Consider the following 14,638-nt stretch of genomic DNA (forward strand, 5'->3'; position numbering starts at 1 on the left):
TCCCTATCACTGTGCGGCGATGGCATCGGCCACCGTAAGCACGTTGCGGGCCATGCGTTCGCTGGCGGCGTCGATCATCTTGCCGTCAAGGCTTGCGGCGCCGCGGCCCTCGGCCTCGGCTTTTTTGAGCTCTTCGATGATGCGATGCGCGCGGGTCACCTCGGCCTCGGGGGGCGAAAACACCTCGTTGGCAAGGGCGATCTGGCTGGGATGGATCGCCCATTTGCCCTCGATCCCAAGGGCGGCGGCGCGCCGCGCCGACAGGATATAACCATCGGGATCGTTGAAATCGCCAAACGGCCCGTCAATCGCGCGCAGGCCAAAGGCACGACAGGCTACGGTCATCCGGCTCAGGGCAAAATGCCACTGATCGCCGGGATAATCGGGGTTGAGCCCGCCAATCACCACGGTGCGCGCCCGGTTCGAGGCGGCGTAATCGGCGACGCCAAAATGCAGCGCCTCAAGGCGGCCGGGCGTGGCGGCAATCGCCTCGACATTGGCCATGCCAAGCGCGGTCTCGATCAGCGCCTCAAGCCCGATCTGATGGGAAAAGCCCATGGCCGTCTCGATCTGGCTGACCATGGTTTCGACTGCGTAGAGATCGCCGGGCACGCCGACCTTGGGCACAAGGATCGTATCAAGGTGCTGCCCGGCCTGTTCGACGATCTCGACCACGTCGCGGTACATGTAATGCGTATCAAGGCCGTTGATACGGATCGACATGGTCTTGCCCTTGGCCTTCCAGTCGATATCGTTGAGCGCCTGAATGATGTTCGAGCGCGCCTGAATCTTGTCGGGCGGCGCGACCGCATCTTCGAGGTCGAGAAAGATGTAATCGACATCCGACTCGGCGGCTTTTTCGATCATAGTCGGGTTCGATCCGGGCACGGCCAGCTCTGAACGCTGGAGCCGTTGCTTTTTCAGCGGATGCAGGGTGTAGCTCATGGGATTTGATCCTTTCGGCGCTTATGCTGCACGGGCCTTGGTGACGGATTTCTGAACCGGCGGGGTGGTGGCGCGGAAATGCTCCTGTGCGGCGGCAACCCCGGCGCCGGGTTCGATTGCGACCCCGGCATCGACAAGCGCCATTTCCGCCGCCGACAGCGCCCCGCAGAGCATCACCGGGTTGAGCGAGCCAAGATGCCCGATCCGAAACGCCCGACCCGCCAATTGCGCAAGGCCCGAGCCAAGCGAGGTCTGGTATTTGTGATAGGCGGTCTCGATCACGTGGCGCGCATCCACGCCCTCGGGCGTGTAGATCGCCGATACGGTATCAGAGTGCCACTCTGGCCCATGGGCGACAAGGCGACAGCCCTGCCATTGGTCCACCGCGCGGCGTACACCGGCGGCAAGGCGGTTATGACGCTCCCAGACGCTTTCCATGCCCGCCTCAAGCAGCATGTCGACCGACAGCCGAAGCCCGCGCAAAAGCTGCGTCGCTGGGGTATAGGGGAAATAGCCGGTATCGTTGAGTTTGATCATGTCTGAAAAGCTGAAGTAACAGCGCGCCATGCGGGCGTTTTCATGGGCGGCAAGCGCCTTGTCACTGACCGCCAGAATGCCAAGACCGGCCGGAAGCATGAAGCCCTTTTGCGATCCGGCCACCGCAAGATCGACGCCCCATTTTTCCATTTCGAACTCGACCGAGGCGATCGAGCTTACGCCGTCGACGAACAACAGGGCAGGGTGGCCCGTGGCGTCAAGCGCCGCACGAATGCCCGCGATATCCGAGGTGACGCCGGTGGCAGTTTCATTCTGGGTGGCAAAGACCGCCTTGATCTTGTGATCCTTGTCGGCGGCAAGCCGCGCGGCATAGTCCTCAAGCGGCACGCCCTTGCCCCAGTCAACCTCGCAGAGGTCCACCTCAAGCCCGAGACGCTCGGCCATATCGACCCAGAGCATCGAGAACTGGCCAAAGCGCGACATAAGCACTCGGTCGCCGGTGTTCAGCGTGTTGGTGATCGCCGCCTCCCAGGCACCGGTGCCCGAGGTCGGATAGACAAAGACGCGCCCGGATTTCTGGCGGAACACCTTCTTGAGATCGGCCAGCAGCGGGATCACGAAATCCGCGAAATCGGGCGCACGCATATCCTCCATCGGGATGTTCATGGCGCGTCGGATGACGTCGGGTACATTGGTGGGGCCGGGGATGAAAAGATGCGGGTTGCCGTTCATGGTGTGTCCTCCTCTGATTTCACCCAGTATCGCCGCGGCAGGTGCCACCTGGTAATCCCCGCGCGCATGGAAATGCGTGACTGCGCGGGGGGATTTGGCCCCTTCCGGGTAGGGCGTACTACCCGCGCGTGGCCGCTCCGGCATGCGGTTGCATGCCGAATTTTTGTTTGATTTCATCGGGTTCCGGTGTCTTTGTGTCGTAATTCTCAAGTTTGACAGACGCCGGATTGTGAATAATGAGCCCATGACAGAGACCGATAAAACCCCGCCTGACGTGATCGTCGCCGACCGACAATTGATTGTCTGTCAGGGGCTTGGCTCGCTCGTGGCGCAGATTCCCGAGGTGCGGCTTGGGCCCTTTGCCACCGATATGGCCAGCCTGCGCAAGGCCCTGTCAGAGCGCCCCGGTCCGGTGATCGTGGTGCTTGGGGTGCGGCTTGCCGACGCCGATCTTGCGCGCGCTCTTGATATGCTTCGGCGTGATTATGCGCGCGCGATGGTCGTGGTGGTGGCCGAGGAAAGCGAGTTCGCCTTTATCCGAAGTGCGATCAAGGCGGGGGCGCATGGGATTTGCATGATGAATCAGATCCTGACCAGCCTGCCGCGAATCCTTGGCCACCTGATCGAAGGGCATAGCATCCTGCCGATCGAGGTTCTCAAACGGCTGAGCGGCGAGCAGACGGATGCGCTGACCCGGCGAGAGCATGAGATTCTCGGGCTTCTGGTGGATGGTCTGACAAATTTTCAGATTTCCGCCCGGCTTGGCCTGTCGGAGAACACCATCAAATACTACCTCAAGGCGATCTATCAAAAGCTTGACGTCAATTCGCGCGGCGGGGCGATTGCGAAATATGTGGCGGGGACATATTAGAGCATGCTGCTCAAAAGTGGGGACCGGTTTTGAGCTTCTCGAACATGCGACATCAATAAGTCAGAGCATGTTGCTCAAAAGTGGGGACCGGTTTTGAGCTTCTCGAACATGCGACATCAATAAGTCAGAGCATGTTGCGTGAATTTTGCGTGAATGCGACATGCTCTGGGCGCGTGGCCTAATCCGCGACGCTCACAAGGTGCCACCGCAGGGCGTCATTTGGCACCGGATCGAAATGGGTCACGCGGTTCGAGAGCACCACAAGCTGGGTCACGTGAAACGGGATCAGCGAGCCCGAGGTTTCGCGCAGCTTTTCTTGCGCCGCCACGTAGAGCGCGCGGCGCTTGGTAAAATCAAGCTCGGCGCGGGCCTTGGCCAAAAGTGCGTCAAATTCGGCGTTGTGGTAGTGGCTTTCGTTCCACTTGGCGGTTGAATGAAATGCCTCGTTCAGCGCCTGATCGGCGGGGCGTTCGCCCCAGCTTGTGGTGAAGGCATCCTTTTTCATCCAGACGTTCGACCAATAGCCATCGGCGGCCGCATTCACCAGTTTGACGCGAATACCGGCATCGGCGGCCTGATCCTGAAAGGTGACGCCCATCAGCGGCCAGGATTGATCCAGCGACGAGACATTGACCTCAATATCGACCCCATCGGGATAACCGGCCTCGGCCAAAAGGGCGCGGGCGCGTTCAACATCGCGCGGACAGGTCATATCGGCGCGGTACTGGTCATTCGGGGCCACCGGCGTGTCACAAGACACCACCCCACCGCCATCAAGTGCGAGCTTGAGCATCTCGTTGCGATCCACGCTTAGCCGCATCGCAAGGCGCACGCGGGGATCGTCAAACGGCGGCACATCGGTGCGAAAGATGAGCCCCATCCAGTTGCCGGTCGGGATTTCAAGCAATTGATAGCGCAGGGATCTATCAAGCGCACGGCGCAAAATCGGCACGATCCCGCGCTCCATGTCAAGCTGTCCGCTCAGGAATGCCTGAAGTCGGGCCTGTGCATCGGGCACGCCGATCACCTCGATCCGCGCAAGGGCGGGGGGGCCTTCCCAATACTCCTCGTTGGCGGTCAGGATGGTGATGCCGTCGGGGTCGAACTTTTCAACCCGGAACGGGCCGGTGCCAATGCCGCTCTGCGCGACGCTCTCGCCCGAGCCATCGGGAATGATGCGCAGGCGCGGATCCATCAGTTGCAGCGGCAGATCGGCAAAGGTCGAGGCCAGCGTCATCCGCACGGTCAGCCGATCAAGCGCCTCGACGGTTTCGATCATCTTGACGGCGGCGCGCGCCGGGCTGCCCTGATCGGGGTCGATCACGCGCTTGAGGGAATAGACCACATCGTCCGCATCCAACGCGCTGCCGTCGTGAAAGCGCACGTTGTCGCGCAAATGAAAGGTCCATATGGTGCCGGTCTCGTCCGGCTCCCACCGCATCGCAAGATCGGAGGCGGGCTTGCCGCCGCGTCCGGGGCGCACAAGGCGGCTCTGGATTTTCTCGATGATCTGAAGCACCCGCCCTTTGGAGGCCGGATCAAGGCTTGAATGCGCGCCAAACCCTACATTATGGGCATGACGAAAGGTGCCGGTCGGGTCAGCCCCGGCAAAAGACCCACCCGCCATGAGCAGGGCTGATGCCAAAGTGGCAAGCACAAGAGGCCGCATCTCCGTCTCCCTCTGGATCGGTTGACCATTTGTGACAAACAGGGCGCGGAAAATCAAACCCTTAAAGGCGTATGCGGTATCACGATTGAGGTGAAGCATGGCCCCCGGATCGCGACCCGCAGCAAATGTCAGACACGCCGCGAACGCATCAGTAATGGTTCGGAAAAGCGCACCACTCAGACCATTCGGGTCACCCGGGTGACGGAAACATCATCGCTTCTGTATGTCTCAGCTGTTGTCTGACAGCGCAGGTTTGACCTTGTGTGTAAAATTATCTTTTACAAGTAAATGCTTGGTTGTAGTCCTGCTCCTCTGACCCAAAGGGGCGATCAGAGGAGCAGCATGGTCTGTGCTCTGTCCGAAATCAGGATGTGCCAAAGACGCGGGCAAAGATCGTGTCGACATGTTTGGTGTGATAGCCAAGGTCGAATTTTTCTTCGATCTGTTCGGCGCTCAGTGCCTTGAGAACGTCGGCGTCGGCCAGAAGCTCGGTTTTGAAATCCTTGCCCTGTTCCCAGACTTTCATCGCGTTGCGTTGCACCAGCTTGTAGGCATCCTCACGCGACACGCCGGCCTGGGTGAGAGCCAGAAGGACACGCTGGCTCATCACCAAGCCACGGAATTTATTCATGTTTGCCAGCATGTTATCGGGGTAGATCACCAGCTTTTCGATCACATTGGTGAGCCGCGCCAGAGCGAAATCAAGGGTCACCGTCGTGTCCGGGCCGATGGCACGCTCAACGGAGGAGTGCGAGATATCACGCTCGTGCCAGAGGGCGACGTTTTCCATGGCGGGGATGACCGACATGCGCACCAGACGGGCCAGACCGGTCAGGTTCTCGGTCAGCACCGGGTTGCGTTTGTGCGGCATCGCGGAGGAGCCTTTTTGGCCCGCCGAGAAGAATTCTTCGGCCTCGAGCACCTCGGTGCGTTGCATGTGGCGCACTTCGATGGCGACGTTCTCGATCGAGCTTGCGATCACGCCGAGGGTGGCGAAAAACGCCGCGTGGCGGTCGCGCGGAATGACCTGTGTGCTGATCGGTTCAGGGGTCAGGCCGAGCTTGGCGCAGACATGTTCTTCGACCGCCGGGTCGATGTTGGCAAATGTGCCAACCGCGCCCGAGATCGCGCCGGTGGCGATCTCTTCGCGCGCGGTTTTGAGGCGGCGCAGGTTGCGATCCATCTCGGCGTAAAAGCGGGCAAAGGTCAGGCCCATCGTGGTCGGTTCGGCGTGGATGCCGTGGCTGCGCCCGATGCGCACCGTGTCTTTGTGCTCCAGAGCGCGGCGCTTGAGGGCGGCCAGAAGCCCCTCCATATCCGCGATCAGGATGTCGGCGGCGCGGGTCAGCTGAACGTTGAAACAGGTGTCGAGCACGTCCGAGCTTGTCATGCCCTGATGCACAAATCGCGCCTCGTCGCTGCCGACATGTTCGGCAAGGTGAGTAAGGAAGGCGATCACGTCATGCTTGGTCACCGCTTCGATTTCGTCAATCCGGGCCACGTCAAAGGTGACATCCTTGGCCTTCCAGACCGCCTCGGCATTGGCGCGCGGGATCACGCCGATATCGGCCATCGCGTCGCAGGCATGGGCTTCGATCTCGTACCAGATGCGGAACTTGGTTTCGGGGGACCAGATGGCGACCATGTCGGGGCGGGAATAGCGGGGAATCATCGGCGATCCTTGCAAATAACTGTGGAAACGGGGTTCGTCGCGCTTGTAGTGCGTCAGGCGGTGCGCGGCAACCCGAGCGTTGTGCGGCAAAGCGTGCGGGCGTGCTGTTTGGGGGTGCGGGCGCGCATTGACTTGGCTAAGTTTGCACCATGACCGGGATTTTACAAAAAAGCCTGCCCTATGATGTCGTGACCGGACGGCCCCTGCCGGGGATCGCGCCATTGACGCTGGCTGACTGGCTTATGGTGGATGAGGCCTTTGGAGCGCAGATGGCAGAGCGCGCGCGCCTGTTGCGCGATCAACGCGAGGATGTGCTCGCAGTGACACCGGAGGGCGCGGCAGCGGCGCAGGAATTGCTGGAAGTCGTGCTGGGCTGGCTTGCCGCGCATGCCCCGCTTTACAAGGTTTACGCGGATCACGTCACCCGCCCGGATGGGGCGCGCATCACGCTTGATCACAGCGATCCGATGGGCACGCTCGGGCATCTGGTGCAAGAGGATTTGTGCCTGCTGCAGCGCGAGGGCGACGAGCATGTTCTAAGTGCCGCCGTGCTGTGCTTTCCCGCCAGTTGGCGGCTGGCCGACAAGATCGGTCGCCCGCTGACCTCGATCCACGTGCCGGTACCGGAATATGACGCGGGGCTTGCGCGGCGGGTGCAGCGGCTTTTTGACGGGGTGCAGGTGGATCGCCCGCTTTGGCGGTTCAACGCGCTACGCTATGGCGACCCAACGCTGCATCAGCCTCGCTCGCGCGTTCAGCCAAGCATCAAGGGCGGGGCGGATTATCCTTATCTTCGCTCAGAGCGGCAGTGTGTTGTACGACTGCCCAAGACACGGGCCTGCGTGTTTTCGATCCATACCTTCGTGATCGACGAGCGCCTCTAGGTGGCAAGCGGGCCTGCCTCGCGCAGAAAGGTATAGGTCAAAAGCGCGGCGCCGATGGGGGGTGCGTGCAGGAACAGCGTGACCCCGAAGGTCACAATCGTCAGGCGCATCGGCACCGTGGCCTCGGGGAGGACAAGCTCTGCCTCTTGAGCGTCTTCGGTGTTGCGGCGGCTCTGGCCGGGCTTTGCCTTTGCAGGGTGCGTCGGGTTTGGCGTGCTGCGGTCCTTGGCGGGTGCTGTGCGGCTGGCCGGATCCTGTGCGCTATCGCCCGCACTTTGCGCCAGCAACTCGAAGGTGTCATCCATCAGGGCGCTGCCAACCGGACGATTGGCCTCGCCGCGCAGCACCGCATCAAACGGCATAAAGCTGCGCACCCGGTTAATGATGCGTCGCAACAAAACCTCATAGGCACTTGCATCAAAGCCTGCGCCGCCCTTCGTCGTCTTGGCCCCGACCGCAATCACAAGGTAAAGCGGCGCATCGGCATCGACCGGCGGCAACCAGCCAAGGGCCATGCGCACCGCTTCGCGATCAATCAGGGCAATGTCCTCGCCATCCCAGGTCAGGCTGCGCACCTGTGTCGAGATCTTTTGCATCGCGATATCGAATTCCTCGACGATGTCGGGAAAAGCCATCTCTGGCGGGTCGTGATATTCCAAAGCGGCAATCTGGCCGTAGGTGTGTCTGCTCATGGTGTGGCCTGTTGATCTTGGGGTTGAACAAAGGGAACCGGTCAAACTTGGCACAATGGGGTGTACGATGCGGCGGGGCGCAGGGCGCCCCACCCGGCAAGGGGGGCTTAGCCCCCGTCGATCCGCGCCGCCATGATCGCAATCGCCTTTTGATAGACGCCTGCGGCATTCCATCGCTGGATGACGGCGAAATTGGGTTGGCCTTCCTGGTAGCCCTTGCCGGGTGTCCACCCCTTCTGGCGCAGGAAATTCCCGGTCGAGGCCATGGCATCGGCAAGATTATAGAAATCAATTCGCCCGTCGCCATTGGCATCGATGCCGTATTTCAACGCATTGCCCGGCAGAAACTGGGTATGCCCCAGTTCTCCGTGTTTGGCGCCTTTGGTCTGGGCGGTGATCGCGCCGCTATCCACCAGCTTGAGCGCGCCAAGCGCATGCGGGCGAAAGAAATCGGAACGTCGGCAATCATAGGTCAGGGTCACGATGGCCGAGACGACCGCGCTGTCGCCCATGAAACCGCCAAAGCCGGTTTCCATGCCATGGATGGCAATCAACACACCGGCGGGCACGCCGAAACGCTGTTCAAGAGAGGCATAAAAGGCGGCATTGCGCGCCTTGCGCTTTCGACCCTGGGCCACGATCGTATCGGCGCCGCGCAGCTTCATGAATTTGTCGAGCGAGTAGCGAAAGCTTTTCTGATTGCGGTCCGCTGCGATGGTGCGGCTGGCGTAGCTGGTGCTTGCGAGTGCCGCCAGGCCGCGTTTCCCGACGCCTTCGCGGGCGGCCTCTTTGGCAAAGGCGGCTTTCCAGCCGGAAAACCCGTCTGCCGTGTTACCGCAGGGGGCCGCCGCGACGGCGCCGGCAAGCCCAAGGGACAGGCACAGACCCATCAGGACGGGACGGATTTTGCATTTCGGCAACATTTGAAGACTCCTGTAAGAACCAGTCACCGGGAGTCTAGCGGATTGCCGGGGCCGCTCAAAGGCTCTGCTTGGCAGAACGATCACCATGGCCTAACCCAACATGCTCTGTAGAGCCGACATTGCGTTTGCGGTGGTGCCGAAGGTCTGAAACGCGATAAATGTCCCGGTGAGTGCCGCCGTCTGTGACGTGAGCCTGAGGTTTTCGCCTCGCAACAGATTGAAGACCGCCAAGGCAGCCGCCATCGGCAGGGCAAACAGCCCAAGAGTAATTGTCAGCAACCAGACCGCGAGGCGCAAAGGCGTGGTCTTTTCGCGGATATCATCTACGATGGCGGGCCGATCAATCAGATCTTCACGAAAGGTTGCGCGCAGGGCGCCCTCAATCGGATCAGCGGACCTCAAACGGGCCTGAAGGATGAGGTTGGTTTCCTCGATGCCCGGCAGGATGTGGCGGCGCGGCTTGGTTTTCGCGGCCTCGGTGCCGTCGTCGAAGCTCAGCTCTTCAAGCGTCGGTTCCCGTTCGGGCAGGGTTGTAGCCATCTCGAAATCGGCGCTGCTCAGAAGGGCCCGCGGATCAATCCACTGGACGTAATCGGGCGAAAGGCCAAGGTGCAGGGCCTGGAGCACATGCGCCATGATCGACTGGTTGCACGGTCCGTCGTCCTCGTTCGTCGGTTCAAAGGGCGTCAAGGTCAGCGCCAGAAAATGTGCCGCAGGCCGTTCAAGGGTGGGCACATGGCAATCGGCCTTATTGTCGATGCACAACTCGAAGTCGGCCGTGCGTATCGTGACCCTGTCATCGGATTGGACCGAAAACCCGCCAACCTGAGTGTAAAGCCTGTCCAATGTGGCACAGACCCGGTTGCCGATCATCACGATATCAATCGTTCTCATACCGAGAAATACTAGCCCAGACGTAACCTTGTGAGCGGTGCTGGTCATGGTGTGATTCATCCATAATTCATCTACTACGGAATAAGTGACCGACAAAGTTGTGTCTGATTTGTTTCAAATATGAATAGTTTGAGGCAATCGCCCGATTTTGGCGCTTTTGGATCGAAATTGGTAACAGTCTCGTAAAAAAGAGAGGGCGCCCCAGGATGGAGCGCCCTCTGATTGCGATTTCGCGGCAAATTTGCGGCCGCGTGCCGCTTTAGCAGCTGTAATACATGCCGAACTCGACCGGGTGGGGTGTGTGCTCGTACTGGTGCACCTCGTCCATCTTGAGGGCAATGTAGCCGTCGATCTGGTCCTTGGTGAAAACGTCACCGGCCAGAAGGAAGTCGTGATCCGCCGCGAGGCACTCAAGCGCTTCGCGCAGGCTGCCGCATACGGTGGGGATATCCTTGAGCTCTTCCGCGGGAAGATCATAAAGGTTCTTGTCCATCGCTTCGCCGGGATCAATCTTGGATTTGATGCCGTCAAGGCCGGCCATGAGCAGAGCCGCGAACGCCAGGTAGGGGTTGGCTGCCGGATCGGGGAAACGGGCCTCGACGCGCTTGGCTTTGGGCGATTCTGTCCACGGAATACGCACGCAGCCCGAGCGGTTGCGGGCCGAATAGGCGCGCAGAACGGGGGCCTCGAAACCGGGGATCAGGCGCTTGTAGCTGTTGGTCGACGGGTTGGTGAAGGCGTTCAGCGTTTTGGCGTGCTTAAGAATGCCACCGATGAAATACAGCGCTTCCTGGCTCAGGTCGGCATATTTGTCGCCTGCGAAAAGCGGCTTGCCGTCTTTCCAGATCGACATGTTCACATGCATGCCAGAGCCGTTGTCGCCATAGATCGGCTTGGGCATGAAAGTTGCGGATTTGCCATAGGCGTGGGCCACATTGTGGATCACGTATTTGTACTTCTGGATCTCGTCGGCCTGCGTGGTCAGCGTGCCGAAGATCAGGCCAAGCTCGTGCTGACAGCTGGCCACTTCGTGGTGGTGCTTGTCAACTTTCATGCCGAGGCGCTTCATGGTCGAGAGCATTTCGGCGCGGATGTCTTGTGCGTCATCCACCGGGTTGACCGGGAAATAGCCGCCCTTAAGGCCCGGGCGGTGGCCCATGTTGCCCATTTCATACTCGGTATCGGTGTTCCAGGACGCATCGACCGCGTCAACCTCGTAGGACACCTTGTTGATCGTGTTCGAGAAGCGCACATCGTCAAAGAGGAAGAACTCGGCCTCGGGGCCGAAATAGGCCACATCACCGATGCCGGAGGACTTGAGATAGGCCTCGGCCTTTTCGGCGGTGCCGCGCGGGTCGCGCGGATAGGATTCGCCGGTGTCAGGCTCGACAACCGAGCAATGCACGCAGAGCGTTTTTTCCGCATAGAACGGGTCAACATAGACGCTGTCGGTGTCGGGCATGAGTTTCATGTCCGAAGCTTCGATCGACTTCCAGCCGGCGATTGACGAGCCGTCAAACATGAACCCTTCTTCAAGGAAATCCTCGTCGACAAGATCGGCGACAACGGTGACGTGCTGCAACTTGCCGCGCGGGTCGGTAAAACGGATGTCGACATATTCGATGTCTTCATCCTTGATCAGCTTGAGAACTGCGTCTTTGCTCATTCTCTTGTCCTTTTCTTACTGGTGTAGGGATTACAGCGCGTCCGAACCGGTTTCGCCGGTACGGATACGGATGGCTTGTTCGACCGGGCTGACAAAAATCTTGCCATCGCCGATCTTGTCGGTTTTCGCCGCGTCGATGATCGCCGCGATGGCGGCATCGACCTGATCGTCGTCAAGCACCACGTCGATTTTCACCTTGGGCAGGAAATCAACGACGTATTCGGCACCGCGGTAAAGCTCGGTATGGCCTTTCTGGCGGCCAAAGCCTTTGACCTCGATGACCGAAAGGCCCTGAATGCCCGCATCCTGCAAAGCTTCTTTGACCTCGTCGAGTTTGAACGGTTTAATGATCGCTTCGATCTTTTTCATCGGCTCGGGCCTCCTCGGCTGTCGTTTCGCAATGTGCAGACCACTTCCGTGCGGGGGGCTCAATCGGTTAGGGTGGGGATTGTGCCTTCATCTGGGGCGCCCTGTCATTAATGCCTAAAAAATAGGCGGAATGCACAAAAAGTATGCGAAATTGAATCGCGAAGGTTTGAGAATGAGCGAATTATTAACCGCTGCCCAAATGCGCAGCCTTGAAATGGCAGCAATTGAGTCGGGCAACGTGACGGGGCTCGAGTTGATGGAGCGCGCCGGGCGCGGCGTGGTCGAGGCGGTGTTCGAGGCATGGCCGGACCTTGCGGCGACCTCGCACCGCGCGATCGTTCTCTGCGGGCCGGGCAACAATGGCGGCGACGGCTTTGTTGTGGCGCGATTGCTCAAGGACTGGGGGTGGGAGGTTTCGGTATACCTTTATGGCGACCCTGCAAAACTGCCGCCAGATGCGAAGACCAATTACGAGCGGTGGCGCAAGACGGGGGAGGTCGGTGAATGGAATGACCGCGCGATCGAGGATATCCTGGATGAGCGTCTGAACGACCTGGTGGTCGACGCGCTGTTTGGCACGGGTTTGACGCGACCGATGCCGGAAGACACGCTGCGGACATGGCACGGTTTTGTCCCCAACGTCACGCATCAAGATGCTGCATCGCGTCCGAAATATGTCGCCATTGATGCTCCGAGCGGGTTGTGTACCGATTCTGGCGCGAATCTGGATGGGTTTCCGGCTGATCTGACGGTTACATTTCATACGGCCAAGGTGGGGCACTTCCTTATAAGGGAAAGGCATTTCGGCGGTGGTCCGGGATTGAGTGGAATGGTCGTGGTCAAGGATATCGGCCTTGAACGCCCCATTGGCCGGGACATCGTGCAGCTGTTGGAAAAGCCGACAACGCTACGACCCAAGTGGACGCATGAGCACAAGTTTTCCCACGGTCATGCCCTTATCCTCTCGGGCGGTGCAGGCAAGACCGGTGCGGCGCGGCTGGCTGCGCGCGGTGCGCTTCGGATCGGGGCAGGGGTGGTGACGCTTGGCGTGCCTGGATCGGCTCAGATGGAGGTCGCGGCGCAGATCACCGCGCTGATGTTAAAGAGGGTCGAGGACGGGGGAGCGATGACCGAGGTGCTTGAGGACAGGCGCATCAACGCGCTCTGTCTGGGGCCGGGAATGGGTGTCGGAGAGCGAGGCAAGGCATTGGTCAGGGCGGCGTTGGCGCCGCGTGGGTTTCACCCACCCTACGACGGCCGGTCGGTTGTGCTTGATGCGGATGCGTTGAGCGTTCTGGCGCAAGATGACGCGCTCTTTGGGATGCTGCACGATCGGTGCGTTCTGACCCCGCATGCGGGCGAATTTGCCCGGCTGTTTCCCGATATTGCGGAGAAATTGAACGCAACCGCAACCAAAGGCCCGGCCTATTCCAAGGTGGATGCGACGCGCGAGGCGGCAAAGCGGGCGGGATGTGTGGTGCTGTTCAAGGGGCCGGCGACGGTGATTGCGGCGCCTTCCGGCGCGTGCAGCATCAATGCGGCCCTTTACGAGCGCGCCGCGCCTTGGTTGGCGACGGCTGGCTCGGGTGATGTTTTGGCAGGGTTCATCACGGGGCTTTTGGCGCGCGGCCTGGCGCCGATGCAGGCGGCGGCAATCGCCGCCTGGCTTCATGTGGAATGCGCGCTTGAATTCGGCCCGGGCCTGATCGCAGAGGATCTGCCCGAGGTCTTGCCAAAAGTGTTGCGCGCGCTTGACGCTTAGGCGGCTTGCGCCAGCGGTGTCAGGGTTTCGCTCGGCAGCTCAAGGCCGTCCACATAAAGGACATGCGTGCGATCAAACCCGAGGGTGTAAAGCGACATTTCGCACTCTTCGATCAGGGTGACGAATTCGCCATCCACCAGTCGTGCAGCGGGCACCATCGCCTGTGTAGCGCCAAACAGAGCCTTCGCGCGCCAATCGCGCACCAGAATCTGTTGATCGGCCGGCAGGGTTACATCGCGCTCGGGGCGGGTATGGCCAAGCGATCCGGCCTTGATGCGCACCGCGCGGGTGGTGATGGTCTGGGTGTCGACATGTTTGACCACAGCCATGCCGCTATCGCGGGTGATGACCCGGTCGCCGGGGCGGATATCGCCAACGCGCTTTTCACCGTCAAGCGTGAGAATGATGCTATCGGCCGCAAGGCCTGCTGGATTCATGGGGGCCATGACGGCAATTGTGCCATCTGAGCGCCCGACCGTTTTCGGTTTCATGGCGTTTCTCGCTTTACTACTGCCTCAGTTTTGACACCATAATATGGCAAGAATAGGTTAATGTCCTGCCTTTTTTCGCCTAGGTTGATCAACGCACCCTGCGCATTTTCCTCTCGCATCCGGTGAAATGCTTTGCTAGATACCGCGCCAGTGCGGGTGTGGCGGAATTGGTAGACGCACCAGATTTAGGTTCTGGCGCCTATGGCGTGGGGGTTCGAGTCCCTTCACCCGCACCAATCTATCCCCTTGAAATCAAATAAAACTCTTGCATTACAGGTGCTTTGCCCGTTTTGTGGTTACAAATTTGGTTACAAATGGGATCGTTATGGCGGGCAAGGTTAGAAACATGGTGAATCGCAACGGGCGCTTTCACGCCCGGCTGGTGGTCCCGAAAGACTTACGCGGAATTGTAGGCAAGACTGAGTTGCGCAGCCCTTTGGGTGGTGACCACCGGCAAGCGCTCAAGCTACTGCCCGGCGCGGTAGCGCAACTTCAACACCAGATCGGCCTTGCCGAGCAAAAGGCCGGGGCAGGGCGACCACAATCAGCCCCAGCACGCTATCCCCTAGC

The 14,638-nt window shown here is 60.2% G+C and carries 14 protein-coding genes and 1 tRNA gene; 5 read left to right on the forward strand and 10 right to left on the reverse strand.

Annotation, left to right across the window (positions count from 1 at the left end):
* Positions 1-6 precede the first annotated feature (6 nt).
* On the reverse strand, positions 7-945 hold the full coding sequence (locus BUB78_RS10820) for an HpcH/HpaI aldolase/citrate lyase family protein (protein ID WP_073198035.1): 939 nt from the start codon (positions 943-945) through the stop codon (positions 7-9).
* Positions 946-966: 21 nt separating this feature from the next.
* Entirely contained in the window at positions 967-2,175 is a 1,209-nt protein-coding gene (locus BUB78_RS10825; RefSeq protein ID WP_073198037.1) for an aminotransferase class V-fold PLP-dependent enzyme, read from the reverse strand.
* Between the two features lie 244 nt (positions 2,176-2,419).
* Here BUB78_RS10825 and BUB78_RS10830 point away from each other — a divergent pair, with 244 nt between their 5' ends.
* Entirely contained in the window at positions 2,420-3,046 is a 627-nt protein-coding gene (locus BUB78_RS10830) for a helix-turn-helix transcriptional regulator (protein ID WP_073198062.1), read from the forward strand.
* Positions 3,047-3,224: 178 nt separating this feature from the next.
* On the opposite strand, the gene BUB78_RS10835 is transcribed toward BUB78_RS10830, so the two are convergent.
* Complete coding sequence (locus tag BUB78_RS10835; protein WP_073198063.1) at positions 3,225-4,715, reverse strand: ABC transporter substrate-binding protein; 1,491 nt, start codon at positions 4,713-4,715, stop codon at positions 3,225-3,227.
* Between the two features lie 364 nt (positions 4,716-5,079).
* Entirely contained in the window at positions 5,080-6,387 is a 1,308-nt protein-coding gene (purB, locus tag BUB78_RS10840; protein WP_073198039.1) for an adenylosuccinate lyase, read from the reverse strand.
* Between the two features lie 149 nt (positions 6,388-6,536).
* Between purB and BUB78_RS10845 the strand changes: the two genes are divergently transcribed.
* Positions 6,537-7,271, forward strand: a complete 735-nt coding sequence (locus tag BUB78_RS10845) for a heme-dependent oxidative N-demethylase family protein (protein ID WP_073198042.1) — start codon at positions 6,537-6,539, stop codon at positions 7,269-7,271.
* Here the strand turns inward: BUB78_RS10845 and BUB78_RS10850 are convergent.
* The 5 genes from BUB78_RS10850 to BUB78_RS10870 all read right to left on the reverse strand — a co-directional run bounded on the left by BUB78_RS10850 (position 7,268) and on the right by BUB78_RS10870 (position 11,815).
* A complete protein-coding gene (locus BUB78_RS10850) occupies positions 7,268-7,963 on the reverse strand; it encodes a hypothetical protein (protein ID WP_073198044.1) in 696 nt (231 codons plus the stop codon). The genes BUB78_RS10845 and BUB78_RS10850 overlap by 4 nt on opposite strands.
* 107 nt (positions 7,964-8,070) lie before the next feature.
* Positions 8,071-8,853 carry a lytic murein transglycosylase gene (locus BUB78_RS10855; protein ID WP_425442176.1) on the reverse strand — a complete coding sequence of 261 codons (783 nt, stop codon included), beginning with the start codon at positions 8,851-8,853 and terminating at the stop codon, positions 8,071-8,073.
* A 123-nt stretch (positions 8,854-8,976) separates the two neighbouring features.
* A complete protein-coding gene (locus tag BUB78_RS10860) occupies positions 8,977-9,780 on the reverse strand; it encodes a hypothetical protein (RefSeq protein ID WP_139279312.1) in 804 nt (267 codons plus the stop codon).
* A 259-nt stretch (positions 9,781-10,039) separates the two neighbouring features.
* Positions 10,040-11,446 (reverse strand): type I glutamate--ammonia ligase, encoded by a 1,407-nt coding sequence (glnA, locus tag BUB78_RS10865; RefSeq protein ID WP_073198048.1) that lies wholly within the window; start codon positions 11,444-11,446, stop codon positions 10,040-10,042.
* 30 nt (positions 11,447-11,476) lie between these two features.
* Positions 11,477-11,815, reverse strand: a complete 339-nt coding sequence (locus BUB78_RS10870; protein ID WP_073198049.1) for a P-II family nitrogen regulator — start codon at positions 11,813-11,815, stop codon at positions 11,477-11,479.
* A gap of 172 nt (positions 11,816-11,987) precedes the next feature.
* On the opposite strand from BUB78_RS10870, the gene BUB78_RS10875 reads away from it, so the two are divergent.
* The gene (locus BUB78_RS10875; protein WP_073198050.1) at positions 11,988-13,577 is read left to right on the forward strand and encodes a bifunctional ADP-dependent NAD(P)H-hydrate dehydratase/NAD(P)H-hydrate epimerase; all 1,590 of its coding nucleotides are present in this window, start codon (positions 11,988-11,990) and stop codon (positions 13,575-13,577) included.
* Here the strand turns inward: BUB78_RS10875 and BUB78_RS10880 are convergent.
* On the reverse strand, positions 13,574-14,014 hold the full coding sequence (locus tag BUB78_RS10880) for a Hint domain-containing protein (RefSeq protein ID WP_245813440.1): 441 nt from the start codon (positions 14,012-14,014) through the stop codon (positions 13,574-13,576). The genes BUB78_RS10875 and BUB78_RS10880 overlap by 4 nt on opposite strands.
* A gap of 206 nt (positions 14,015-14,220) precedes the next feature.
* On the opposite strand from BUB78_RS10880, the gene BUB78_RS10885 reads away from it, so the two are divergent.
* Positions 14,221-14,304, forward strand: a tRNA-Leu gene (locus BUB78_RS10885).
* An 89-nt stretch (positions 14,305-14,393) separates the two neighbouring features.
* A partial coding sequence (locus BUB78_RS20905; protein ID WP_342742320.1) for a DUF6538 domain-containing protein occupies positions 14,394-14,638 on the forward strand: 245 nt, incomplete at its 3' end.

This window comes from Roseovarius marisflavi, from assembly GCF_900142625.1.
Classification (GTDB): domain Bacteria; phylum Pseudomonadota; class Alphaproteobacteria; order Rhodobacterales; family Rhodobacteraceae; genus Roseovarius; species Roseovarius marisflavi.

Coding starts and splice junctions, on each gene's coding strand:
- BUB78_RS10820 (WP_073198035.1), bottom strand. CDS start 945: ATGAGCTACACCCTGCATCCGCTGAAAAAGCAACGGCTCCAGCGTTCA.
- BUB78_RS10825 (WP_073198037.1), bottom strand. CDS start 2,175: ATGAACGGCAACCCGCATCTTTTCATCCCCGGCCCCACCAATGTACCC.
- BUB78_RS10830 (WP_073198062.1), top strand. CDS start 2,420: ATGACAGAGACCGATAAAACCCCGCCTGACGTGATCGTCGCCGACCGA.
- BUB78_RS10835 (WP_073198063.1), bottom strand. CDS start 4,715: ATGCGGCCTCTTGTGCTTGCCACTTTGGCATCAGCCCTGCTCATGGCG.
- purB (WP_073198039.1), bottom strand. CDS start 6,387: ATGATTCCCCGCTATTCCCGCCCCGACATGGTCGCCATCTGGTCCCCC.
- BUB78_RS10845 (WP_073198042.1), top strand. CDS start 6,537: ATGACCGGGATTTTACAAAAAAGCCTGCCCTATGATGTCGTGACCGGA.
- BUB78_RS10850 (WP_073198044.1), bottom strand. CDS start 7,963: ATGAGCAGACACACCTACGGCCAGATTGCCGCTTTGGAATATCACGAC.
- BUB78_RS10855 (WP_425442176.1), bottom strand. CDS start 8,853: ATGGGTCTGTGCCTGTCCCTTGGGCTTGCCGGCGCCGTCGCGGCGGCC.
- BUB78_RS10860 (WP_139279312.1), bottom strand. CDS start 9,780: ATGAGAACGATTGATATCGTGATGATCGGCAACCGGGTCTGTGCCACA.
- glnA (WP_073198048.1), bottom strand. CDS start 11,446: ATGAGCAAAGACGCAGTTCTCAAGCTGATCAAGGATGAAGACATCGAA.
- BUB78_RS10870 (WP_073198049.1), bottom strand. CDS start 11,815: ATGAAAAAGATCGAAGCGATCATTAAACCGTTCAAACTCGACGAGGTC.
- BUB78_RS10875 (WP_073198050.1), top strand. CDS start 11,988: ATGAGCGAATTATTAACCGCTGCCCAAATGCGCAGCCTTGAAATGGCA.
- BUB78_RS10880 (WP_245813440.1), bottom strand. CDS start 14,014: ATGAATCCAGCAGGCCTTGCGGCCGATAGCATCATTCTCACGCTTGAC.